This is a genomic window from Cupriavidus sp. U2 (assembly GCF_009663685.2).
Classification (GTDB): domain Bacteria; phylum Pseudomonadota; class Gammaproteobacteria; order Burkholderiales; family Burkholderiaceae; genus Cupriavidus; species Cupriavidus necator_C.
Genome location: NZ_RCOG02000022.1, coordinates 1 through 24849 on the forward strand (window position 1 = coordinate 1; position 24849 = coordinate 24849).

General features: G+C 65.2%; 21 protein-coding genes. 8 read left to right on the forward strand and 13 right to left on the reverse strand.

Annotated features, from left to right (window positions below):
• Together D9X30_RS16425 and D9X30_RS16430 are read left to right on the forward strand one after the other, a co-directional pair.
• The coding region (locus D9X30_RS16425; RefSeq protein ID WP_249640989.1) for an IS30 family transposase at positions 1-713 on the forward strand (713 nt) is incomplete at its 5' end.
• Between the two features lie 69 nt (positions 714-782).
• Entirely contained in the window at positions 783-1694 is a 912-nt protein-coding gene (locus D9X30_RS16430) for a LysR family transcriptional regulator (RefSeq protein ID WP_502799641.1), read from the forward strand.
• 99 nt (positions 1695-1793) lie between these two features.
• Here D9X30_RS16430 and D9X30_RS16435 read toward each other — a convergent pair whose 3' ends face one another.
• The 4 genes from D9X30_RS16435 to D9X30_RS16450 form a co-directional block, all read right to left on the reverse strand.
• Positions 1794-3182: a nucleobase:cation symporter-2 family protein gene (locus tag D9X30_RS16435; RefSeq protein WP_153948265.1), complete on the reverse strand. Its 1389-nt coding sequence runs from the start codon at positions 3180-3182 to the stop codon at positions 1794-1796.
• 218 nt (positions 3183-3400) lie between these two features.
• Entirely contained in the window at positions 3401-4843 is a 1443-nt protein-coding gene (locus D9X30_RS16440) for a UbiD family decarboxylase (RefSeq protein WP_153948266.1), read from the reverse strand.
• Between the two features lie 125 nt (positions 4844-4968).
• Positions 4969-5892, reverse strand: a complete 924-nt coding sequence (locus D9X30_RS16445) for an amidohydrolase family protein (protein ID WP_153948267.1) — start codon at positions 5890-5892, stop codon at positions 4969-4971.
• 40 nt (positions 5893-5932) lie between these two features.
• The gene (locus tag D9X30_RS16450; RefSeq protein ID WP_153948268.1) at positions 5933-6835 is read right to left on the reverse strand and encodes an amidohydrolase family protein; all 903 of its coding nucleotides are present in this window, start codon (positions 6833-6835) and stop codon (positions 5933-5935) included.
• A gap of 387 nt (positions 6836-7222) precedes the next feature.
• On the opposite strand from D9X30_RS16450, the gene D9X30_RS16455 reads away from it, so the two are divergent.
• The 6 genes from D9X30_RS16455 (at position 7223) to D9X30_RS16480 (ending at position 14652) form a co-directional block, all read left to right on the forward strand.
• Positions 7223-8056: a p-hydroxycinnamoyl CoA hydratase/lyase gene (locus tag D9X30_RS16455; protein ID WP_153948269.1), complete on the forward strand. Its 834-nt coding sequence runs from the start codon at positions 7223-7225 to the stop codon at positions 8054-8056.
• 61 nt (positions 8057-8117) lie between these two features.
• Entirely contained in the window at positions 8118-9569 is a 1452-nt protein-coding gene (locus D9X30_RS16460; RefSeq protein ID WP_153948270.1) for an aldehyde dehydrogenase, read from the forward strand.
• Between the two features lie 110 nt (positions 9570-9679).
• Positions 9680-11542, forward strand: a complete 1863-nt coding sequence (locus tag D9X30_RS16465; RefSeq protein ID WP_153948271.1) for a feruloyl-CoA synthase — start codon at positions 9680-9682, stop codon at positions 11540-11542.
• Positions 11543-11589: 47 nt separating this feature from the next.
• A complete protein-coding gene (locus tag D9X30_RS16470; protein WP_153948272.1) occupies positions 11590-12693 on the forward strand; it encodes a porin in 1104 nt (367 codons plus the stop codon).
• Positions 12694-12782: 89 nt separating this feature from the next.
• Positions 12783-13772 (forward strand): tripartite tricarboxylate transporter substrate-binding protein, encoded by a 990-nt coding sequence (locus D9X30_RS16475; protein ID WP_153948273.1) that lies wholly within the window; start codon positions 12783-12785, stop codon positions 13770-13772.
• A 19-nt stretch (positions 13773-13791) separates the two neighbouring features.
• On the forward strand, positions 13792-14652 hold the full coding sequence (locus D9X30_RS16480) for an amidohydrolase family protein (RefSeq protein WP_153948274.1): 861 nt from the start codon (positions 13792-13794) through the stop codon (positions 14650-14652).
• 150 nt (positions 14653-14802) lie between these two features.
• On the opposite strand, the gene D9X30_RS16485 is transcribed toward D9X30_RS16480, so the two are convergent.
• The 9 genes from D9X30_RS16485 to D9X30_RS16525 form a co-directional block, all read right to left on the reverse strand.
• Complete coding sequence (locus D9X30_RS16485) at positions 14803-16140, reverse strand: MFS transporter (protein ID WP_153948447.1); 1338 nt, start codon at positions 16138-16140, stop codon at positions 14803-14805.
• Positions 16141-16221: 81 nt separating this feature from the next.
• A complete protein-coding gene (locus D9X30_RS16490) occupies positions 16222-17160 on the reverse strand; it encodes a PDR/VanB family oxidoreductase (RefSeq protein WP_153948448.1) in 939 nt (312 codons plus the stop codon).
• Positions 17160-18224: a Rieske 2Fe-2S domain-containing protein gene (locus D9X30_RS16495; protein ID WP_153948275.1), complete on the reverse strand. Its 1065-nt coding sequence runs from the start codon at positions 18222-18224 to the stop codon at positions 17160-17162. Before D9X30_RS16495 ends, D9X30_RS16490 begins: the two co-directional genes overlap by 1 nt.
• A 78-nt stretch (positions 18225-18302) precedes the next feature.
• Complete coding sequence (locus D9X30_RS16500; RefSeq protein WP_153948276.1) at positions 18303-19079, reverse strand: GntR family transcriptional regulator; 777 nt, start codon at positions 19077-19079, stop codon at positions 18303-18305.
• 250 nt (positions 19080-19329) lie between these two features.
• Positions 19330-19833, reverse strand: coding sequence for a MarR family winged helix-turn-helix transcriptional regulator (locus tag D9X30_RS16505; protein WP_153948277.1), 504 nt, complete (start codon positions 19831-19833; stop codon positions 19330-19332).
• Positions 19834-20078: 245 nt separating this feature from the next.
• Positions 20079-20582, reverse strand: coding sequence for a hypothetical protein (locus tag D9X30_RS16510; RefSeq protein ID WP_153948278.1), 504 nt, complete (start codon positions 20580-20582; stop codon positions 20079-20081).
• A 226-nt stretch (positions 20583-20808) separates the two neighbouring features.
• Positions 20809-21336, reverse strand: a complete 528-nt coding sequence (locus D9X30_RS16515) for a GNAT family N-acetyltransferase (protein ID WP_194946527.1) — start codon at positions 21334-21336, stop codon at positions 20809-20811.
• A gap of 360 nt (positions 21337-21696) precedes the next feature.
• A complete protein-coding gene (locus tag D9X30_RS16520; protein ID WP_153948280.1) occupies positions 21697-24372 on the reverse strand; it encodes an excinuclease ABC subunit UvrA in 2676 nt (891 codons plus the stop codon).
• A 48-nt stretch (positions 24373-24420) separates the two neighbouring features.
• Positions 24421-24642 (reverse strand): hypothetical protein, encoded by a 222-nt coding sequence (locus D9X30_RS16525; protein ID WP_194946528.1) that lies wholly within the window; start codon positions 24640-24642, stop codon positions 24421-24423.
• Positions 24643-24849 lie beyond the last annotated feature (207 nt).

Consider the following 24849-nt stretch of genomic DNA (forward strand, 5'->3'; position numbering starts at 1 on the left):
ATGCCCACCAGCATGCCCACCAGCCGGAGTTCCATGTGTCCCACGAGACGATCTACTGCGTGATCTACGCCACGCCGCGCGGTGAGCTGCGCCGCGAGCTAATCGGCAGCCTGCGTAAGGCCCASAAGGAGCGTCGTTCACGGGGCGCGGGGAACGATCGCCGAGGCAAGCTGCAGGATATGCGCTCGATCCACGAGCGGCCCGAGGAGGTGTTCGACCGGCTGGTGCCTGGCCATTGGGAAGGCGACCTGATCAAGGGCGCGGGCAATCGCAGCGCAGTGGCGACGCTGGTGGAACGCAAGACGCGCTTCGTGGTGCTGGCGAAGATGGACGGTTGCGGGGCGGAGGCAGCGCTGGAGGCKTTGACCAAGAAGTTTCGTCGTGTGCCGCTGGCGCTTCGCAAGAGCYTGACCTACGACCAGGGCAAAGAGATGGCGCATCACGCRGARYTGACCAGGCGRGTCAGTATCGAAGTGTTCTTTGCCGACCCGCACAGTCCGTGGCAGAGGCCAAGCAACGAGAACATGAACGGACTGGTTCGRGAGTATCTACCGAARGGCGACGATCTATCGGTCTTCTCGCAGGGGTACTTGAACAGAGTCGCGAAGGCGCTGAACTATCGGCCTCGGGCGGTTCTCGACTTCGCCACTCCCGCCGAAGCCATGGCCGAAGAGATCAACAAATTACGAACTGGTGTTGCATCTCAGACTTGAAACCGCCTCGTGTTACCCTCTGAATCACTGCCGCGACATCGTTGAGGCGGACCACAGAGCAGGGGAGACATGCCGGTCAATATGAGCGTTTCGCTGCGGCAACTGCGCGCCTTCGTGGCCGTTGCCGAGGAACTGCATTTCACGCGTGCGGCGGAGAAGCTGAACCTTTCGCAGTCATCGGTCAGCGCGCTGATCCACGAACTGGAAGGCAACCTGGGTATCAAGCTGTTCGACCGCCATACACGCCTGATGCAAATCACGCAGGCCGGCGCGGAACTGCTGCCAATGGTCAGGAAGGCCGTGGCCGACATCGACAGCGTGATCGACAGTTCCGCCGAGTTACGGTCGCTGGGGCGCGGGCGTGTGTCGATTGCCGCGTCATCGATCCAGGCGGCACTGATGCTGCCGCGTTTCATTCGCGAGTTCTGCGTGGGCCATCCGGGCGTGAAAGTGGAACTGCATGACGTCGCCGAAGATGAAGTGCCCCGCATGGTCAGCGCGGGCGAGGTCGACTTCGGTATCGGCACGATTCCTGAAGGTCAGCCCGATCTCAGCGCGCGCCGGCTATCGTCCGACGCGTTCGTGATCGTGATGCCGCCCAGCCATCCGCTGGCACGCCGGCGGGCGCTGAAGTGGGAGGACGTGGCGAAGCTGCCGGTGATCGGGCCGCACCGCGGTAATCCCATTCGCGACTGCCTGGATGCCGCACTGGCCATGCGCGGCATTTCGCTGACGCGCGTGCACGAGGTGTTCCTGCCGCTCACGATGGTCGGTATGGTCGATGCCGGATTGGGCATCGCGGTGATGAGCACGGCCGTCACGCGTCTGACGTCGGCGCTGGGCCTGGTGACAGTCATGCCGCAAGACCCCGTCATCTCGCGCGAGATCAGCCTGCTTGTGCATACGGACCGATCCCTGTCCCCACCCGCGCAGACGTTCCGTGATCTGCTGATGCGACATCGCAGCGATCTGGAGAAGTAGAAAGGACGCGTCTGCTTGCCGCCGCGGGGATTGCAGCCGCTGCGCCCTTTCTTCCGGCCCTTCTCACGTACGCGGGGCAAGAGCGAAGGCCACGAGCCGCTACGCCACGTTCTTCGCCAGCAACTGCGGGGCACGTTCGGCGCGGACGTTGAACAGCAGGTTCAGCGACACCGCGCACAGGGTGCCGAGCAGGATGCCGTTCTGGCAGAACCTGGCCAGCAGTTCGGGAAGCTGCGCGAAGAACCTGTCGGCCACCAGCGGAATCATCCCCAGCGCCACGCTCACGGCAACGATGTACGCGTTCTTCTTGTTTTCCACGAAGTCGACGTGCCCGAGTATGCGCACGCCCGTGGCCGCCACCATGCCGAACATCACCAGCGCAGCGCCGCCCAGCACGTATTGCGGAATCGACGCGGCGAAGAACGCGAGCTTGGGCAGGCAGCCCAGCACGATCAGGATGCCGCCGGCCGTGGCGCATACCCAGCGGCTGCGCACGCCGGTCACCTGCACCAGCCCCACGTTCTGCGCATACGACGTGTAGGTGAACGTGTTGAACACCGCGCCCACCAGCGCGCCTACGCCGTCGGCGCGCAGGCCGCGCGCCAGGTCGTCGGGCGTGACCGGACGTTCGACGATTTCGCCCAGCGCCAGGAACTGACCCACGCCTTCGATCATGATCACCACCATGACAACGCACAGCGTGATCGATGTCATGAGGTCGAAGGTGGGCCATCCGAAGTGGAACGGCGTGATCAGTGCCACCCAGCCGGCCGCATGCACGCCGGCAAAGGTGACCTTGCCCAGCACCACGGCGATCGCGAATCCCACCGTGATGCCGATCAGCACGGCAATATTGCAGAGGAAGCCCTTGAAGAACGCGATCATGCAGAGCACCGTCAGCAACACCACGGCCGCGATGCCGATATGCAAGGGCAGGCCGTAGGCGGGATTTGGCACGGGGCCTGCGGCCGTGTTCAGCGTGGGGTTGCCGCCGGCTGCCCAGTTCACACCGACGCGCATCAGCGAAATGCCGATCACCAGTACCACGGTGCCGGTCACCACAGGCGGAAACCAGCGGATGAGCCGGCTTACGTACGGTGCGGCTAGGAATGTGAACACGCCGGCCACCATCACCGCCCCAAAAACGGCCGGCAGCCCCAGCGACGGGTTCGAGCCGGTGGCGATGATCGGCGCGATGGCCGTGAACGTGACGCCCATCATCACAGGCAGACGGATGCCGATCTTGCCGATGCCGATGCTCTGGATCATCGTGACCAGGCCGCAGCAGAACAGGTCCGCCGCGATCAGGAACGCGATCTGGTCCTTTGGCAGATGCAGCGCACCACCGATGATCAGGGGCACCGCAATCGCGCCCGCGTACATCACGAGCACGTGTTGCAGGCCAAGCGCGGCCAGCCTGAGCGGGGGCAAGACTTCATCGACCGGGTGCGCCGGGCCGAACCCATGGGGGGTAGGGTTGTGGGTCATGCTGTCTCCTTCGTCTTCCAGGCCGGTATTGCCCGCGCGGTTGGTTCGGAAGGGGACAGCAGCTGTATCCCCATGGTCTGCGCCACGTGTTCCCGCCACCTGCGTGTCATTGTCAGGGCAGCATGCCAGCGTCCGGACATTGGGTAAATGGGGCGTTTGGATGAATGGATCGGGTTGCCCGATCAATGCCGCGCGCCTTCGATCAAGTGCTGTGAGACTCAGTGTTTTCCCGCATCCATGCGCGTGAGCAGCGCGGCGGCACGCGCCATCGCATCGTCATCGATCCGAGCGCGGACGCCGTCGAAGTGCGGCCCGCGCGTGGCGTCGAGTCCCATGCGCGACGTCGTGCCGACACCCGAAGCCGACGGGTCCAGCGCGCTGCCGGGCAAGCCGTCCACGATCACCACGTCCAGATGCGGCTGCAGATGCGTGGCCAGGGCCCATAGCACCTGCTCGTCGTTCGTGATGTCGATGTCGTGATCCACGGCGACCACGGTTTTCAGGTACGGGTCCCAGCCAAGGAGGCCCAGCATGACCTGGCGAGCCTCGCCCGGGCGCGACTGCCGCAGTGCCACGTACGCATGAAAATGCGTGCCCGAGCTGGGAAAGTGCACGGCGGTGACCGACGGAAATCGATCCTTGAGCTTTTCCACCATCTCGGATTCGCGCGGAATGCGCCCCAGGTTCAGGTGCTCTGCAGAGTTGCCGCCGACCACGTCGACCAGCCACGCGTCGCTGCGTCGCATCACGGTCTGCACGCGCAGCAGGTTGTTGGTGGAGCGGTCGGAAGAGTAGCCGGTGAACTCGCCGAACGGCCCTTCGTCCACGCGCGCGCCGGGATCGAGCACCCCTTCGAGCACGATTTCCGCATGCGCCGGGACCTCGATGCCGTATCGCGGAGTGCGCACGACTTCGAGCGGTGCACCGAACAGCCCGCCGGCCACCTGCCGCTCATCCACGCCATAAGGCAGACGTGCGGCGCCGGCGAGCATGAACAACGGATGCGCGCCGATCACCATGGCCACGGGCAGTGGCTTGCCCAGTTCGGCCGCGCGCTGGTACATGCGCCACAAGTGACCGCGCGAATGCAGGCTCGTGGCGATCTCGGTTGGCGAATGCAGCATCGAACGGTGGTAGCTGGCGTTGCCGATGCCCAGCTCCCGATCTTCGGCGATCAGGATGGCGTTGGTGATATACGGCCCGCGATCGGTGGCGAAATGCCGGATGGCAGGCAAGGTGGTCAGGTCCACCTGCTCCTGCACGATACCGGTTACCGCGCCCGAATCGAGCACGCGAGGCAACAGCAGACGTCGCGCGCGCGCCTGGTATTCGGCGTGGAGGCCGCTGGGCGAGACGCCGCCGAGCATGCGGCCCACGCGTTCGCGCGATGCGAACAGGTTGGTGATCAGCGGCGCGCCTAGCCCCGCCACGTCGTCGAACTTCACGACGGGATGACGCTGTTGCGCGGCCAGCGCCCATACCAGCGCAGTGGGGTCCTGGTTGGCGGTGACCGGCTCGCGCACGGTCAGGACGTCGTCGGGAAATGCCGCGCAATAGGCGGCCAGGAAGGTGTGAAAGTCCTGCGAGGTGTCATCGAACACCGGGCCGGAACCCTGGCCGGCATGTCGGTCGATACCTGGCTGGGAAGGTGAGGCAGTCATGGCATGGCTCCGCTTGGGATGCTTCAACGGGACACCGTTGCCGCGCACGGGCGCGCGCGTCGAGGGTGACGACGCGCCCGTGTGTGACCAGACGGGAAGAAAAAACGTCAGTGGCTGCGGCCGGATCAGGCGTAGCTGTGCTTGCTGGCGTAGGTGTCTTTCAGGCGTGCCTGAGCGTCTTCCTGGGTTTTCGGCGGCGGCGTGGTCTCGATGCCGACCAGGCGCGCGATGTTGTTGCCCATGTAGTCCTCCAGGCCGTCCTCATCGAGATCCATGCCTTGCGGCGCGGGGCCGCACAGCATTTCCAGCTCGCGTAGCCACATGCCGGGTTCGTTTGGCGGCGTGTCGGTGCCGAACACGATCTTGTCGCGCGGCAGCTGGCGCGCGAATTCGACTATGCGCGACTGGAAACACCAGCCCGATTCGCAATACACGTTCGGCGTGTCCATGGCCATCCAGAACGCCTCGAACGAATAGTTGCCGCCGGTCTGGATGCCGAAGTGTCCGATGACGAAATTGACCATCGGAAATTCGCGGATGACCGGATAGAACATCGTCGGAATGGTGTAGGGGCCGTCGCCGGTATGGATCAGCACCACGATGTTGTATTTGGCGCAGACCTTCATGGCGGGACGCAGCCAGTCCAGTGCGCGGTCCGGGCGGTAGCCGTGCATGTTGGCATGCAGCTTGAGCATCTTGAAGCCATATTCCTTGACGTGGAATTCCAGCTCCTGCGCCCCTTCCTCCGGGCCCCAGCGCGGGTTGAACGTGAAGTTGCCGATAAAGCGGTCAGGATACTTCTGGCACAGGCTGGCCACATAGGCCATGTAGTCGCGAATGCCCTCGCGGCCGCGGCGGTTGCCATCGCGATAGCCGGTGTTGCCCGGCGGCGGCTGGATGAATCCCATGTCGATGCGGCGCGGCTTGCCGTTGATGATGTAGGGCCCGTCCATCATCTTGAGCAGGCGTTCGCCGGTGAACGGCTCGCCCGTGTGTCGCCAGGCCTCGTCGACAAGGTTGGTCGGGTGCAGGTGGGTGTCGATGATCATGTTCGTATGCTCCGTCGGAATCTCTTGGGGGTGTCCGCGTTCATGCGGCCAGGCGCGCCTTGGCTTCTTCCAGCGAGCGCGGCACGGGCGTCGGCTCCAGGCCGATCATGCGGGCGACGTTGTTGCCGAGGTAGTCCTCGAGCGTGTCCTCATCGAGATTGAGTCCCTGGGGCGGTTCGAAGCACAGCACCTCCAGCAGGCGCAGCCACATGCCGGGTTCGTTCGGGGGCGTGTCGGAGCCGAACAGGATCTTGTGCCTTGGCAGCACCTTGGCGAATTCGACGATGCGGGATTGCAGGCACCAGCCGGATTCGCAATAGACATTAGGCATGTCCATGGCCATCTGGAACGGCTCGAAGCAATACACGCCGCCGGTCTGCACGCCAAAATGGGCCATGATGAAGTTGAGGGTCGGAAACTCCTTCATCATCGGCACCCATTCGGTGGGAATGCTGTAGGGGCCGTCGCCAGTGTGCAGCTTCACCAGCACGCCCAGTTCCGCGCATTTCTGCAGGGCGGGGCGCAGCCAGTCCAGTGCGCGATCCGGCCGGTAGGCGTGCATGTTGGCCTGGAACTGCACCATCTTGAAACCGAGCTTCCTCACATAGTGCTCGATGGCATTGACGCCATTTTCCACGCCGCACCGCGGGTTGTAGACAAAGCAGCCGATGAAGCGGTCCGGATACCTGGCCACCATCTCGCGCGTGTAGGCCATGTACGCGTCGATGGATTCGCCGCCCGACTTCACGCCATCGGTATAGGTGTAGATCGTGTTGCCTTGCGGCGGCTGGATGAACGCCTTGTCGATGCGACGCGGCTTGCCGTTGATCGTGAACGGGCCATCCATCATCTGGATCAGACGTTCGCCCGTGAATGGGTCGCCGTCATGGCGCCAGGCCAGGTCGACCAGATTGGTCGGATAACAGCTGGTGTCGATGATCATTGAGATTCCCTAACGAAGACTCTGGTGAAAGGCTTGGAGTCCTGCCAGGGGCGGTGGGACCGGTCGGGTCATGGCGCCACTGACGGGAACTCCGTCAGTGAGCAATCTCCAGATGAACCTCGCGGCATTGCGCCGCTGCTGTTCGATCGACCGCTTCTACCCACGCGTTCGTTATATAGCGTGCCGCCGACGCGCGTCAAGCGCGACTTGTGGTGCGATGCACGAAGCGCGAAGACGCCGTCCTGGACATCGGTGGCGCCGTCTCCTCGCGCTGGTGATGGCCGCATCGGGGTTTACGCGCAGAAAGGAAATTCCGCTTGAGATATCAGGTAGGTTGATAATACACTGACAAACATCGCGAAACCGGATTACCGAGGAGAAGCAGAGATGGCTGATTACGAAGGGCGCTGGAAGGCTGTGAAGGTCAGTGTGGAAGCGGGCATTGCGTGGGTGACGTTCAACCGTCCCGAGAAGCGCAACGCGATGAACCCGACGCTGAACGCCGAGATGGTTCAGGTGCTCGAAGCGCTGGAACTGGATGCCGACGCCAAGGTGCTGGTGCTGACCGGCGCTGGTGACGCCTGGACGGCGGGCATGGATCTGAAGGAGTACTTCCGTGAAGTGGATGCCGGTCCGGAGATCCTGCAGGAGAAGATCCGCCGCGATGCGTCGCAGTGGCAATGGCGGCTCCTGCGCATGTACAGCAAGCCGACCATCGCGATGGTCAACGGCTGGTGCTTTGGCGGCGGCTTCTCGCCGCTGGTTGCCTGCGATCTCGCAATCGCCGCGGACGAGGCCACCTTCGGCCTGTCGGAGATCAACTGGGGCATTCCGCCCGGCAACCTGGTCAGCAAGGCGATGGCCGATACGGTCGGTCATCGCAAGGCGCTGCACTACATCATGACGGGCGACACCTTCACCGGTAGCGAAGCCGCCGCGATGGGCCTGGTCAACGAGAGCGTGCCGCGCGCCCAACTGCGCGAGCACACGATTGCGCTGGCCGCAAAGCTGCTCGAGAAGAACCCGGTGGTGCTGCGGGCGGCCAAGATTGGCTTCAAGCGCAGCCGCGAACTGACGTGGGAGCAGAACGAGGACTACCTGTACGCAAAGCTCGACCAGGCGCAGCTGCGCGATCCCGAGCACGGCCGCGAGCAGGGCCTGAAGCAATTCCTCGACGACAAGTCGATCAAGCCGGGCCTGCAGGCTTACAAGCGCGCCTGAGCGGCCGTCAACCCCCGATCGAGACGGCGGCCCGAAGAGCCGCCGCCAGGAGACAACGCTGATGAACGAACTGACCATGCTGATTGGCGGGCAGGATCGGCCCGCCGCCAATGGCGCCACCTTTGCGCGCCGCAATCCGCTGAACGATGCCGTGGTGTCGCGCGCCCCGGCCGCCACGCTGGCGGATGCCGATGCCGCCGTCAATGCTGCCGCGGCCGCCTTCCCGGGGTGGGCCGCTCTGCTGCCGGGCGAGCGCCGCCGCCGGCTGCTGAAGGCGGCCGACCTGATGGACCAGCGTACGCAGGACTTCATCCGCATCGGCGTGGCCGAGACCGGCGCCATGCCGAACTGGTACGGCTTCAACGTGATGCTGGCGGCCAACATGCTGCGCGAGGCCGCCGCGATGACGACGCGTATCGAGGGCAGCGTGATTCCTTCGGACGTGCCGGGCAGTCTGGCCCTGGCCGTGCGCCAGCCGTGCGGCGTGGTGCTTGGCATCGCGCCGTGGAATGCGCCGGTGATCCTCGGCACCCGCGCCCTGGCGATGCCGCTCGCGTGCGGCAATACGGTCGTGCTCAAGGCATCCGAGGCGTGCCCCGGCGTGCATCGACTGATCGGGACGGTGCTGCAGGAGGCGGGGCTTGGCGACGGTGTCGTCAACGTGGTGACGAACGCCCCCGAGGATGCGGCGCAGGTGGTCGAGCGGCTGATCGCGCATCCCGCCGTGCGCCGCGTCAACTTCACCGGCTCCACGCACGTGGGCCGCATCGTCGCCGAGCACGCGGCCCGGCACCTGAAGCCGGCGCTGCTGGAGCTGGGCGGCAAGGCGCCGTTGCTGGTGCTCGACGATGCGGACCTCGATGCGGCAGTCGATGCCGTGGCCTTCGGTGCTTTCTTCAACCAGGGGCAGATCTGCATGTCGACGGAGCGCGTGATCGCCGACCGCAAGATCGCCGATCGCTTCGTCGAGAAGCTGGCCGCGAAGGCGAAGACGCTGCGGGCTGGCGATCCCGCCGATCCGGCCAGCGTGCTGGGTGCGCTGATCAGCAAGGATGCCGCACGGCGTATCGCCGCATTAGTGGAGGACGCGCGCGCACAGGGCGCAAACCTGCCCGTGGGCTTGCATGCAGACGGCGCGATCCTGCAGCCGGTCATCGTCGACGGCATTGCACCGGGCATGAAGCTCTACCGCGAGGAATCGTTCGGTCCAGTGGTGACGGTCGGGCGCGTGGATGGCGACGACGAGGCGGTGCGCATGGCCAACGACAGCGAATATGGCCTCTCCGCGTCGGTATTCAGCCGCGACGTGTCGCGGGCGATGTCGGTTGCCCAACGGATCGAATCGGGTATCTGCCACATCAACGGTCCCACCGTGCATGACGAGGCGCAGATGCCGTTTGGCGGCGTCAAGTCGAGCGGCTATGGCCGCTTTGGCGGCCAGGCGGCCGTGGCCGAATTCACTGAACTGCGCTGGATCACGATCCAGAACACCCCGCGCCACTATCCGGTCTGAACCGGCGGCCGACCCGCATACTCCCCGCAGAGGGAGGCAACACAACAGTGAGGAGACAGGACGTGAAAAACGTCTCGACGCAAGGCCCCCCGGGCCCCGGTGGCGCTGCCATGTCTTACCGCGACGTCGCCATCGGGCGCACGGAGGCCGAGTTCCGCCGCGATGGCGAGATCTGGCGCGTGCGTTCGCGGGAAGTGCTGCAGGACTATCCGGAACGGATGTCGGATTGCCTCGCCACCGGCGCCGCGCGTCATCCGGCGCACGTGCTTGCCGCGCAGCGCGGCCCCGACGGCAACTGGATCAACATCACCTATGGCGAGATGCTGGCGCGTGCACGGTCGATCGGGCAGGCGCTGCTGGACCGTTCGCTGAGCGCCGAGCGGCCGCTGCTGATTCTTTCCGGCAACGATCTCGAGCATTTGCAACTCGCGCTCGGCGCGCTGTGGGCTGGCGTGCCGTTCTCAGCCGTATCACCGCAGTATTCGCTGGTCTCCGGCGACTTCGGCAAGCTGCGGCACGTGTTCGATCTGCTGACGCCCGGCCTGGTTTACGCCGCCGATGGCCCCGCGTTCGCGCGCGCTATCGAAGCCGTGGTCCCTGCCGGCGTCGAGGTCGTGACCCGCGATGGCCATCTGCCCGGCCGCGCCGCGACGTCGTTCGATGTGCTGGCACAGACGCGTCCCGGCAGCGTTGACGCTGCCAACGCGGCGGTGGGTCCCGATACGATCGCCAAGTTCCTCTTCACCTCTGGCTCCACGCGGCAGCCCAAGGCGGTAACGACCACGCACCGGATGCTGTGCAGCAACCAGCAAATGCTGCGCCAGGCGATGCCCGAGCTTGGCCGTGTGCCGCCGGTCCTGGTGGACTGGCTGCCCTGGAACCATACGTTCGGCGGCAGCCACAACGTCGGCATCGTGCTCTACAACGGCGGCACGCTCTACATCGACGGCGGACGTCCGTTGCCGGGCGGCTTCGATGAAACGCTGCGCAACCTGCGCGAGATCGCGCCCACGATCTACTTCAACGTGCCGAAGGGTTGGGAGGAGCTCGGCAGGGCGCTGGAACAGGATGCCCGGCTGCGCGAGACGTTCTTCTCGCGCGTCAATCTCTACTTCTTCGCCGCCGCCGGCCTCTCGCAGGAAGCGTGGGACCGCCTGGAGCGCGTCACCGAGGCGCATTGCGGACAGCGCATCCATATCATGTCCGGCCTCGGCATGACGGAAACCGCACCGTCGAGCATGTTCACGACGGGCCCGGTCGCGCGCTCGGGCTATGTCGGCCTTCCGGCCGCGGGCTGCGAACTGAAGCTGGTGCCGGCCAACGGCAAGTACGAGGCGCGTTTTCGCGGGCCGCACGTCATGCCGGGTTACTGGCGCGCGGAGGCGGACCCCGACCGGCAGGTGTTCGACGAGGAAGGCTACTACTGCACTGGCGATGCGCTGCGCTTTGTCGATCCCGAGCGGCCGGAGCTTGGCTTCCAGTTCGACGGGCGCATTGCCGAGGACTTCAAGCTCAGTACCGGCACGTTCGTGAGTGTCGGGCCGCTGCGCGCGCGCGTGATCGGCGCCGGCGCGCCTTACGTCCAGGACGTGGTGATCGCGGGCGCGGACAGGGACGAGATCGGTCTGCTCGTCTTCCCGCACCTGGCGGAATGCCGCCGCCTGGCCGGCCTGCCGGCGAACGCGGGCACGCGCGAAGTGCTGGCGTCCGCGCCGGTGCGCGAAGCGTTCTCAGCGATGCTGCGCAAGCTCGACCTCACGGCCACGGGCAGCGCCACGCGCGTCAGGCGGCTGCTGTTGCTCGAAGCGGCGCCGTCGCTCGATGACGGCGAACTGACCGACAAGGGCTCGATCAACCAGCGTGCCGTACTGACGCGACGCGCCGCGCTGGTCGACGCGCTCTACGACGACGCCGGCAGCGATAGCCGCGTGATCCGTTTGCACGAAGCCGCGCCACAGAGCCGGCAAGCATGACAACAGCAACGCCGACAACGATCGGCCATGACAAGAGGAGACAGCAGATGAAGTTTGGACGGGCAGGTCTGGCAGCGCTGGCGGCAGCGCCGGCACTCGCGGGCGCGCAATCGGTGACGCTCTATGGCGTCGTCGATACCGGCGTCGAGTACGTCAACAACATCGGCACCGCGAAGAACAGTGTGGTGCGCATGCCAACGCTGACCGGCACGGTGCCGTCGCGCTGGGGGCTGCGCGGCACCGAGGATCTCGGCGGTGGCCTGAAAGGCGTGTTCGTGCTCGAGTCCGGGTTCACGCCCGACGCCGGCGCGTCGGGCCAGGGTGGGCGTCTGTTCGGCCGGCAGGCGCTGGTCGGGCTCTCCGGGCCCTGGGGCCAGGTCGGGTTCGGCCGACAGTACACGATGCTGTTCTGGGCGACGCTGGACGCCGATATTCTTGGCCCGAACGTCTATGCATCCGGCTCGCTCGACAGCTACCTGCCGAATGCCCGCGCCGACAACGCGATCGCATACAAGGGCACGTTCAACGGCCTGACGGTGGGGGCCACCTACAGCTTCGGCCGTGACACGGTCAATGCCGGACCGAGCCCGACGGGCCAGAACTGTGCCGGCGAGAACCCGGCGGACAAGCGGGCGTGCCGCGAATGGTCGGCAATGCTGCTGTACGAATTCAAGGGGCTCGGTCCGACGATCGGCGTGTCCGCCGCCTACGATTCGTTGCGGGGTGGGCCAGGTGCATTCGGGGGCCTCACAAGCAGCAGCTTCACGGACGACCGCCTGTTTGTTGGCGGCTACGCGATCTTTTCGCGAACCAAGGTCGGCCTGGGCTGGATTCGCCGCGACAATGATGGCAGCCCCACGCCGCGCAGCGACATGATCTACGGCGGTGTTTCCCACGACGTGACCCCGGCTTTCAATGTCGCCGGACAAGTCTATTACTACAAGTTCCACAACAGCGATAACAAGGCGATGCTCTACGCGCTGCGCGGCACGTACGCGTTCTCGAAGCGCACTTCCGTCTACGCGACAGCCGGCTACATCAATAACAGCGGCCAACTGACCCTTTCGGTCAGTGGCGGCGCCACGGGTTCCAATACCGGCCCGGGCGGCCAGCAGTTCGGCGTGATGACCGGCATCAAGCATATTTTCTGACCTCCGCCCGCAAGAGGCAGACCGGGGCGCCACGAGGCGGCGACGAGATACGCCAGGGCGCCCGACACACGACAACGAGGAGACAAGTCATGACAACACGCCGCGATCTTCTTCAGGCGTTGATGGCCGCATCCGCATGCGGTGCGCTGTCGCCCCTGGCCGCGCTCGCGCAGGCGGTCCAGCAGGCAAAGGTACTCTATGGTTTCCCGGCCGGCAGCGTGGGAGATCAGGTTGCCCGGCGCGTCGGCGAGAAGTTTGCCAACACGGCGTTCTCGCGCAGCGGCGCGGTGGTGGACAACCGCCCCGGCGCGGGCGGGCGCATCGCGCTCGAACTGCTGAAAGCGTCCCCGGCCGACGGTAGCGTGCTGGCGCTTTCGCAGGCATCGGCGCTGTCCACGTATCCGCACGTCTATACGAAGCTCAGCTATTCGGCCGCGGATTTCGCACCGATCTCCACGGCCGCATACATGACGTTTGCACTCGCCGTCGGACCGGCGGTGCCGGCCAACGTGCGGACCGTGAAGGACTACATCGCGTGGGCGAAGGCGCACCCTGCGGACGCCAACTACGGCTCGCCGGGCGCGGGCTCGACACCCCATTTCGTCGGTGCGCTGTTCGGCCTCAACGCAGGCCTGGACTTGCGCCACGTGCCGTATCGTGGTTCGCTGCCCGCGGTCAACGACGTGGTGGCCGGGCAGATCGCCTCGAGTTTCACGCTGACTGGCGATTACCTGCCATTCGTCAAGAGCGGCAAGCTGCGCGTCCTGGCCACCTCGGGTGCCACGCGTGCGCCATACCTGCCCGAAGTGCCAACGTTCGCGGAACTTGGCTTTCCGGAAGTGGTGGCCGACGAGTGGTTCGGCTTTCTGGCGCCGGCCAGGACGCCGGCCGCCGTTCTGGCCGCGGCCGGCACCGCGATCAACCAGGCGCTCAAGGACCCGGCCATCGTCGATGGTTTCCTCTCGATTGGCCTCGTGGCGAAAGGCTCGTCCGCCGACGACATGAAACGCGCGATGGACGCCGAGTACCGCAAGTGGGGTGTGCTCGTGAAGAAGGTCGGCTTCACGGCCGAATCCTGATAGCGTCCCGGAGCCCATGATGGATCACCAGAACCTTGTGGCGATCGACTTCCATACGCACGCGGAAGTCAGTTGCTGGAACCCGTTCGATAACTACGGCGAAGAGTACGATGCCGCCGCCGACAAATACTTCGGCAACAAGCGCCGGCCGACGATCGAAGAAACTGTCGCCTACTACCGCGAGCGAAGGATCGGCCTGGTCATGTTCACGGTGGACAGCGAGTCGAACCTCGGCCGGCGCCGGATTCCGAACGAAGAAATCGCTGCGGCGGCGAAGGCCAACGGCGACATCATGATGGCCTTCGCCAGCATCGATCCCCACAAGGGAAAGTTCGGTGCCCGCGAAGCGCGCAGGCTGATCGAGGAACACGGTGTGAAGGGCTTCAAGTTCCATCCGACCGTGCAGGGCTTTCATCCGAACGACAGGATGGCGTGGCCGATCTATGAGGTGATCAACGGGCACGGCCTGCCCGCGATCTTTCATACGGGACACAGCGGCATTGGTTCGGGCATGCGTTGCGGTGGCGGGCTGCGGCTTGAGTACAGCAATCCGATGCACCTGGACGACGTGGCGATTGCCTTTCCCGACATGCAGATCGTGATGGCGCACCCGAGCTTTCCGTGGCAGGACGAGGCGATCAGCGTGGCGATGCACAAGCCCAACGTTTGGATTGACCTGTCCGGCTGGAGTCCGAAATACTTTCCGCCGCAGCTCGTGCGCTACGCCAACACGCTGCTGAAGGACCGGGTGCTGTTCGGCAGCGACTTCCCGCTGATCACCCCGGAGCGGTGGATGGAGGACTTTAAGCAGGCCGGATTCCGGCCAGAGGTGATGCCAGGCATTCTGAAGGACAACGCCGTCCGGTTGCTGGGGCTTTGACGGCGCGGCGCATCGCGAAGATCGTCCGGACGCGCATTTCTCTCGCGCACTACCATGCGGCACGCAGGCCTGGACCGGGCTGCGTGCCGCTGTCGTTGAGATAGCCGGCACGCGGCCGGTATCGGATCAGTGCGCGGGTCAGTGCGCGGATCAGTGCGCGCCGACCCGCACGGGTTGGCCAACGGCCGCTGTCAGGCGCCCGAGCAGGCCGACGCTGGCAATGGCCACCAGCAGCGGAATCGCAAACACATAGTACAGATGCGCCGAAGGCCAGCCCGCATCGAGCAGCGACCCCGCCACGAGCGGGGCAAGCACCGCGCCGAACCGCCCCATGCCAATCGACCAACCCATGCCCGTGGTGCGCGTCTGCGCCGGGTACAGAATCGGCGCGTAGGCATAGAGACCGACCATGCAGCCAAAGATGCCGGCGCCAATCAGGACCGCCAGCGCCAGTGCCGCCGCCAGCGTGCTCGCGTACAGGCCAAAGGCGATCATCATCAGCGCGGTCAGGATAAAGCAGCTCCACAGCAGCGGGCGCAGTCCGATGCGCGCGGAGAGGAACGCGAACGCTGTGCCGCCGACGATGCCGCCCACGTTGAGCAGCACCCCGCCCGTGATGCCTTGCTGCGCCGACATCCCTGCAGCCACCAGCAGCTTCGGTGTCCATGAGAGCACGAAGTAGAAGGTGAACATCACGAGGAAGAACGACATCCAGATCATCAGCGTCTGCATGGCCAGGCTGCCTCGGAAGAGGCTGCGCACGTCGCCGGCCTCCCGCGCTTGTGTCGCCTCGTGCGCCGGTAACGCGGCGACAGTCGGGCGTCCCATGCGCGCGAGCAGCCGGTTGAGTTTGTCCAGCGCACCCTCGGGGCGCCGCGCGATCAGGAAGTCGAGCGATTCCGGCAGCCGCGCAAGCACCACCGGGACCATCGCCAGGGTGACCAGGCCGCCAAACACGAACACGCTGCGCCAGCCGTAATGGGCGAGCAGTATGCCGGCGATAGCACCGCCGATCGTCGCGCCAACCGGATAACCGGTCGCCTGCAGCACGATCGCCGTGCTGCGCCACTTGTCGGACGCGTACTCGCCCGTGATCACGTTGATGCTGGCGAGCATCCCCCCGATACCGAGCCCGGTCACGGCGCGCAGCGCCGCAAGCTGCGGCACGTTTTGCGCCAGCGCCGAGCACAGCATGCCGGCCGAGATCGTGCCGAGGCAAATCAGGATCAGCGGTCGGCGACCGATACGGTCCGCCCACGGCGCGAGGAACAGCGAACCGGCGGCCATGCCGAACAGGCCTGCGGAGAGCAGCACGCCGACCTCCTTGCCGGTCAGGTGCCAATCGGTGGAAATGTGCGATGCCGTGAAGGCCATCGCAAGCACATCGAACCCGTCGAGCATGTTGAGTACGATGCAGATGGCGATCGCCATTACCTGGGCGGGGCTCATCGGGCCGCGGTTGATGGTTTCCCGGATCTCTGGCTGCATTTGTCTACCTCCTTGTGTTTGTTGAAGTACCGCCACGTACGGGCGGTTTTTTGGGGTACGGCGTCTTGCAATACAGCGTGGCTACAGGTCCAGTACGAGCATCCCGGTCCTGGCGCGGGAGCAGCAGGGCAGGAACTGATCATTGGCGGCGCGCTCCTCATCGGTGAGGTAGGCGTCGCGATGATCAGGCGTGCCGGACAGCACACGCGTGAGGCAGGTGCCGCAGACACCTTGCTCGCAAGAGGTCTGGATCTGCACACCGTGCGCGGCCAGCGCCTGCACCACGGTCTCGTCCGCGGCGATGTCGATGACGCGGCCCGTGCTCTGCACGGTTACCTGGAAGGCGCCGCCTGGCTCGGATGGCGTTTCGGGCGCCGCGAAGTACTCGCGGTGCAGGTTCGACTCCATCCAGCCGGCGGCGCGCGCCGTGTCCAGTACGGCCGCCATGAAGCCGCTTGGCCCGCAGACGTAGAGATGCGTATCGGCGCGGGGCGCGGCTAGGAGACGCTGCAGGTCGGCGCGCTGGCCGTCGTCGTGGTACAGGAACGTGCGTTCGCGCAGGTCGGCGCCAGCGATCCGGTCCTGGAATGCCGTGCTGGCGGCGCTGCGCGTGCAGTAGTGGAACTCGAACGATGCGCCGCTGCGCGCGAGGCTCTGTGCCATCGCCAGGATCGGCGTCACGCCAATGCCTCCAGCGAGCAGCACCGAATGCCTGGCGTCGGCATGCAAAGGGAAGTGATTCTTCGGCGCGCTGATTTCCAGGATGTTTCCCGCCACGAGCGCGTGCATGGCTACCGAGCCGCCGCGCGATGCGGCATCGCGCAGCACGCCAAGCTGGTAGCGGTGCGTCTCGGCCGGGTCGTTGCAGAGCGAATACTGGCGTACCAGCCCATCGCCGAGATGCACGTCGACATGCGCGCCCGCGGTAAAGGGCGGCAGCGCGCCGCCATCGGCGGCGACCAGTTCGAACAGGGCGATGCCGTCCGCGGCCGCCGTCTTGCTTGCGATCCGGACCTGCATCATGCCGCTCCCGCCTGTGCAACCGCTTGCGCGGCCTGCGCCTGTTCCTGCGCGAGCAGCCGGTCCAGAATGCGGCGGGCCTGCACGCCTCCGGCGTCGATGTTCAGCTTTAACAGCTTGCGCGCGGGATTGGCCAGCAGGTTGCGCTGCTGCGCCTCCAGCATCTCCAGGTCCTCGCCAAAGATCTTGCCCTGGCCTTCGCGGATGGTCGCGGTGAGCGCCGCGTCGTCCGGCTTGAAGTTGCGCGCCATGCCCCAGAAATACCAGATCGACGTCTCCGTTTCCGGGGTGATGAAGTCTACGACGATGCTCGAAGCCTTGTGCTCGGCGGGCGCATCGTAGCCGCCCTTGCCTGCGTGGGCCACGCCGACCTCGATCATCACGTGGCTGGGCGGTGTGAAGCGGCATATCTGCCAGCGGTCGCACGGCACGTCGTCGGCAAGACCGTTGCCGCGCAGCGCGGCGGCCCAGAATGGCGGCGGCAGAATGCCTTCCATATGGCGGCTGGTAATGACCGAGTCACCCTCCACGCGCGTTGCCGGTGCGGATTCCTCGATCTCGGCCTGGCCGATGCTCGACGCGTGCACGTACGTCTCGTGCGTCAGGTCCATCAGGTTGTCGATCATCAGGCGATAGTCGCAGCCGATGTGGTACAGCCCGCCGCCATGGGCCCACTCGGGGCTCACCGCCCATTCGAGATGCGGGATCAGCGCATCATCGGCCAGCGCGGCATCGCCGGGCCAGACCCAGACAAAGCCGTATCGCTCCACGGCGGGGTAGTTGCGGATCGACGGAAAACCGCCCACGCGCTGACCGGCCATTGCTTTGCATTTGCCATCGCGGCCCATGGTCAGCCCGTGATAGCCGCAGACCAGTTGCCCCTCGCGCACGAAACCCAGTGACAGGGGTGCCCCGCGATGCGGACAGAAGTCTTCCAGCGCGGCGACGCTGTCGGTGCCATCCCGGTACAGCACCATCTTTTCGTTGCAGATGGTGCGGCCGAGCGGCTTGCCATCGAGTTCATCGGGCGTGCAGGCGACATACCAGGTGTTTTTCAGGAACATGACTTTCCCCTCCCGGCGCGCGCGGCGCCAGGATACGTTGGTTGACGAAGAGAGTGGTGAAGGAACCCGCGGTGCGGGTCAGGCGGTACGGCGGGCGCGCCGGATCAGGCTGCCGCCAAGTACTTGTGACATGGCCTGCTGGTTCTGCAATGCGAACTTCAGGTTTCGGTTGGCGATGCGGCTGTGCTCGCGCATCAGCGCCTCGGCACGCGCGCCTTCGCGCTGTTCGATGGCTTCGACCACCGCGCAGTGCTGGGACTGCGCCAGCAGCAGCATCTCGCGCGCGCTTTCGTCGATGGACTGCACCATGACGAAGGCGCTCGCGGAAGCGAACGGCAGGCTCGTCACCTTGTCGATCTGGCGCGCGACGAGCCCGCTGCCGCAGGCCTCTGCCAGCAATTGGTGAAACCGGGCGTTGAGGTCGACGTACTGCGAGAATTTCACGGCGGTCAGTTCGCCGGTCAGTGCGCTGTCGATCTGCGCGATGACATCGCGCATGGCGTGAAGAAGGCTCGTGCTAACGCCGCGCTCGGCGGCGAGGCGTGCGGCCAAGCCCTCCATCGTGCCGCGCAGTTCGATCGCGTCGCTGATTTCGTTCTCGTCGAACGAGCGCACGGCGAAGCCGCCGGACGGGATCGGCTCGACGAGCCCTTCCTCCTGCAGCCGGATCAGTGCCGCGCGGATTGGCGTGCGGGACACGCCCAGGCGCTCCGACACCCATACTTCCGAAATGCGTGCACCGGGCGGCAGTTCGCCGCCAAGAACCAGCTCGCGAAGGCCGAGCAGGGCGCGCACGGCCTGGGACGTGCTGGCGCCCGCCTTGCTGTCGCCGAGGTTGTGATTGTCCGTATCCATCAGGGTTGTCTCCGTGGGGGCGAGCCGCGCAGGACCAGGCGGCGTTTCAGCTTTGTTGTATACAGACTGTATTCAGTCTGCCTTGGAATGACAAGAGAAGACCCGGAAATCGAGGGTAAACGTGGATGGGATTGCGGGAATTTCAGGCGGGAAAGCGGTGGGGGTCAGAAAGTTGGATACAGCGCCCGGCGCGACGGCGCTGGTCGCTGCTGGCCAGCGCCGTCCTCGCCTGAGCGAGCGGTATGCGCTTTCAGCGCAGGTTACGCGCGCACGTTTTCAGCAGTTCTTGCAGCATGGCAGCGTGCGCGGCATCGATGCCCTCCAGCATGTCGCGCTCCATCGCTGCAACCGTGTCATCGCATTGCCGAAGCAAATGCCGCGCACTGTCGGTCAGGCTCAGCAGTACGATGCGCCCGTGCAATGGGTCCGGCTGGCGTACGATCCAGCCGCGCGCTTCCATCGTCTTGACCACCTCGTTGGCTGACTGAGGCGAGATGAGCGAGCGTTCGGCCAATTGCGCGTTGGAAGTCGGGCCTCGCGCATGCAACACGGAAAGGGCCGTGAACTGCGGCAGGGTCAGCCCGTGCGGGGCCAGCACCTCGCCCAGGCGGCGCTTGACGATCCGGTCGGTGCGCCCAATCAGGTAAGGCAACCGACTAGGCAGTGCCGTCGGGGCCTGCGCCGCCGACGGCGCGCCTTCTTTTGTCTGCTCGGTCGTTTGTGCCGAAGATGCCTTCGTGGTCCGGCGTGTCATTCTTGTCGTTTGTCCTGTCTTGGGCGGGAAGGTCGTTCCTTCTCCGATTCAAAGGTGCCGGTCAAGGCAATCGCGTCGGGGTTCCCAAGTGTGGATGATATGCCAATGGCAGGTGGCCTGACACCGGTTTGATGCCGATGTGGGTCCTTCGGGCGGCTTGTTTTTGGGCGGGGTTCGGGCGGCAAGTATGCGGCGCAGGGGTTGCACCGATACCTGTGAGAAGCCGCGGCAGGGCACGCGCGGCACTATTGCAACTTCTTGTCTTCGCGTTTTGCCTCTTCCATGGCCTCTGGTTCCAGCTCTTCCGCCGATCGATTCAGGTAGACGAACAGACCCCAGGCGGCCAGGAGCAAGGCTGTCGAGGCAATCAGTCCGGCCGCATAGCCGAGCTGCGACGGATCCTGGTGCAGCGCCTTGAAGGTTGCCACGAGACCTTCGATGGCCAGCGCGACCACGACGACCACCAGGAATCGCGACAGGAAACGTCGTACCCGTGTCGGGGCACTCACGTCAGCCTCCCGTATGACCTCTTCCTCCACGATAGTCTCGGCGATCTGCAATGCGACCACGGCTCCCGCCAGCAATCCAATGGCTTCAATGACCGCTTGCGCGCTGGCCTGGTCCCACTGGCTCACAAACACGGTCGCGCCGATGCGAGCCGCAATCGCAATCAACATCAGCGTTGCGCAGGTGAAGAGCAGGGCCATCAAACCATGGATGACCGTGAAGATGCGCACCGGGATCTTCATGGGGCCTCCGTCGATAGGTGGATCCGAAGGCAGATGCAACAAGCACGCCCGATTGGCGGTGCAGGTCCGGAAAGGGCGCGCGTGGCAACGTCAGCGTGCGGCGGCCCCAGTCTTTTGCGGTTCTTTGTTCGTGCATGACACCGATAGCGGGGACCGCAGAAGTTTCGCCGGCATGCAGTATTGACGTATGAAAATTACCGGGCAGTGCCGTGGGAGCCCGGACCGCTCAATCAAGCCGCCGGCACATGCACAGCATTCGCGCCCCAAACCGTCTTTGGAATTCACGCGACAGTTTTAGTTTTCGCGATACGGCATCCAGCGATGTCAGCGAAAAACCATGACGGGCAAAAAAGGTGGGATGGTCCGTGGTGAGTAATATTGCTGTCGTGCAACGATGGGTGCGGGCGCGCATCAGCAAAGCGCCAACCAGAAGCGTTGCAATGCCTTGCTGTCGGAGTTCGGGCAGGACGAACACCGCACGCACCACAAACGTCTCGTCAAGGCATTCTCCGAATGCCCATGCGACGATTTTTCCCTCCAGGCGGCCCACATGGTGAAGCCGTGTTTCATCCGCCGTGTCTGTCTGTGCCTCGATTTCCCACGCAGCACAGAATTCCGCGACGGCATGCATATCCGCAGCGCGCGCCGCTCCAAACCTGATTTCTCTCAACATCTCGAATTCGCAAAAAAGAGGCGTTATCCGCGCGGGAAACTGAACCACGTGAAACCAAGTGCTCTCTTTGGAGCATCTCATGCGCATTCGACGTCGCTATATCAATGTAGCGTACGCTTACATCGTGGCTGTATTATGGTTAACACAAATACGCGAAATAGATGAGTTGGTATCGCTCAAATTCGGAGAGATTTTGTGACGGGAAGAGCCCCAGCCACAGCAGTTTAGGATTTTTTTGCGGTTATTGCTGCGCAGAAACCCAGCGTTTTTATCGGGAATGGCGGGAGAAACGGCAGCAAAAACAGTCGTCCGCAGTCATGCGTTTCGAAAAACCCACGCGATTCGTGTCAGGAAAGGGCGCAATCAGGACAGCAAAATACAAACGATTATCACTGCACCACTAATAACATACCCTCACGATAATCCGGCTGCTACCTCGGCTTAGCCCAGTTCGTTCGCAAGGTAAGCCGCCGTCACGCTGGCGGGAGAAGTGGCGACGACATCGGGACGGCCGTTTGCCACGATGCGTCCCCCTTTGTCGCCGGCGCCGGGTCCGATGTCGATGACCCAGTCGGCCTGCGCCACCACCCGCATGTCGTGTTCGACCACAACCACGGTGTTGCCAGCGTCCACCAGCGCCTGCAACTGTACGAGCAGGCGGTCCACATCGGCGGGATGCAGGCCATTGGTGGGTTCGTCGAGCACGTACAGCGTGTCGCCGCGCTGTGCGCGCTGGAGTTCGGTGGCCAGCTTGATACGCTGCGCCTCGCCGCCCGACAGTTCCGTGGCCGGCTGTCCGAGTCGGAGGTAACCGAGCCCGATGTCGCGCAAAGCCGTTAGTGCGCGCATCGCGGGGGCTTCCTTGGCAAAGAATTCGCAGGCAGCGTCGACGGTCAGGTCCAACACTTCGGCGATGTTCCGCCCCTGCCAGGTGATTTCCAGCGTCTGTGGCCGGTAGCGCGTGCCGTGGCACGCCGAGCACGGCGCGTAGACGCTTGGCAGAAACAGCAGCTCCACGCTGACAAAGCCTTCGCCTTCGCAGGTCGGGCAGCGGCCCTGGGCCACATTGAACGAGAAGCGGCCGGCCGTGTAGCGCCGCTTGCGCGCGGCAGGCGTCGCGGCGAACAGCTTGCGCACGTGGTCGAACAGGCCGGTGTAAGTGGCCAGGTTCGAGCGAGGCGTGCGTCCGATCGGCTTCTGGTCCACGCGCACCAGCCGGCGCACCCCCTCCATGCCGCCAGCGATACGTCCCTCGGTCGGTGTGTCGGTGACGGCGAACAGCGGGTCGCGCTCGTCGTCGGCATCGCTGTCGTCGGTGCGTCCCAGATGCCGGTTCACGAGTTCGGGCAGGGCCTGACTGATCAGGCTGGACTTGCCGGAACCCGAAACCCCGGTCACTGCCGTGAAGCTGCCAAGCGGGATTTCCGCATCCACGCGGCGCAGGTTGTTGCGCGAGACATGGGCCAGCTTCAGCCACCCGGCCGGTTCGCGCGGCGCACGATGCTGCCGCGCCGGTGCGTCGAACAGGTAGGCCGCGGTGCGCGACGCCGTGATCCCCGCCAGGCCGCCGGGCGGCCCGCTGTAGAGCACGTGCCCGCCATGCTCGCCGGCGGCTGGCCCGACATCGACGATCCAGTCCGCGTGGCGCATGGTCTGCGTATCATGTTCGACGACAAACAGCGAGTTGCCGGCGGCCTTCAGGCGGCGCAATGCCACGAGCAACGCCTCGCCATCGGCGGGATGCAGTCCGGCCGACGGTTCGTCGAGCACGTACACCACGCCGAACAGTTGCGACGAGATCTGCGTGGCCAGTCGCAGCCGTTGCAGCTCGCCTGAGGACAGCGTCGGCGTGCTGCGGTCGAGCGACAGGTAGCCCAGGCCCAGATCGATCAGCGTGGCCAACCGTTCCATCAGTTCCTCGGCGATGCGTTGCGAGGCCAGACGCTTCTCGTCGGACAGATTGGGCGTGCGCCGCACGTCGGGGGCGGCCTTGTGCGCCGACCCGCCCGCCGCCAGACGCCGCGCCGTATCCGCGCGCGCCGCCTTGCGGCTCAGTACCGCGGCGGACCCGGCCGGGCCGGGCGATTCGCCTTGCGCGATCGGACGCATGATCTCGGCCACGCGGGCCAGGGGCAGGTGCGTGAGTTCGCCGATGTCCAGGCCGGCGAACGTTACCGACAGCGCCGCTTTCTTCAGCCGCTTGCCGTGGCATGCCGGGCAATCACGCCCGATCATATATTGCGCCACGCGCTTCTTCATCAGCGCACTCTGCGTGGTGGCGAAGGTCTGCAGCACATAGCGCCGCGCGCCGGTGAACGTGCCCTGATAGCTGGGCTCCAGCTTGCGCTTGAGTGCCGCGCGCACCTCACGCGGCGTGAAGCCCGCATAGACCGGCACGGTGGGCTGGTCCTCGGTAAAGAGGATCCAGTCGCGGTCCTTCTTCGGCAGGTCGCGCCAGGGCGTATCGACGTCGTAGCCGAGCGTGACGAGGATGTCGCGCAGGTTCTGCCCATGCCAGGCCGGCGGCCAGGCGGCCACGGCGCGTTCGCGGATGGTCAGGGAATCGTCGGGCACCATCGACCGCTCGGTGACATCGTAGATGCGTCCGAGCCCGTGGCATGTCGGGCAGGCGCCCTCCACGGTGTTTGGCGAGAAGTCCTCGGCGTAGAGCATCGGCTGGCGTGCCGGATAGGTGCCGGCGCGCGAGTACAGCATCCGTACCAGGCTCGACAGCGTGGTGACGCTGCCCACGGTAGATCGTGCGTTCGGCGCGCCGCGCTGCTGCTGCAACGCCACGGCGGGCGGCAAGCCTTCGATGCTGTCGACTTCGGGCACGCCAACCTGGTCGATCAGCCGCCTCGCATAAGGCGCGACGGATTCGAAATAGCGCCGCTGCGCCTCGGCGTAGAGCGTGCCGAACGCGAGCGAGGACTTGCCCGAACCGGACACTCCGGTGAACACTACCAGCGCGTTGCGCGGGATATCGACATCTACATTCTTGAGGTTGTGCTCGCGCGCGCCGCGCACGCGGACGAAGTTGTCGCCCTCGAGTGACGCGGGCGCCGTCGCCGGGGCATCGGTGTCCGAAAGCCGAACTGGCGGGATATCGTCGGTCATGCGGACCTTCGCTTGCATGAATTGCCGCGCGAACCCCGGTACATCCGCCTACTTGCGGCGCCGTTGGGTTGTGCGCTTGCGCGCGGGCTTGGACGGCGTCAGCGCGGCAAGCCACGCATCCGTTGCCGCCTTCGTGACGGCCGCGGCGGCCGTGGCCGTCTGGCGCCTGCCCTCGGACAGCGCGCGTCCGCGCGCCGCGCCGATCACGCCGTTGGCGCCGCTGAGCCACATGCTGAGCAACGGATTCTTCTTGAGCCAGGGGTTTTTCATCGCAGGGTCCTTTGAACGGTGTCCAGCAGCCATGGCAAAGGGCAGCAGGAAGCATGCCACGCACGGACCGTACCGTTGCAGGCGAGTGGCGGTTGCGGTACTGTCGATACAGGCGGCGGCATGAGCAGTCGGGGACACGATCCGGGAATGAAGATTGCGAACGGCCGGGATATCCAGGCTGACACGACAGCTCACATGATCGCTTTC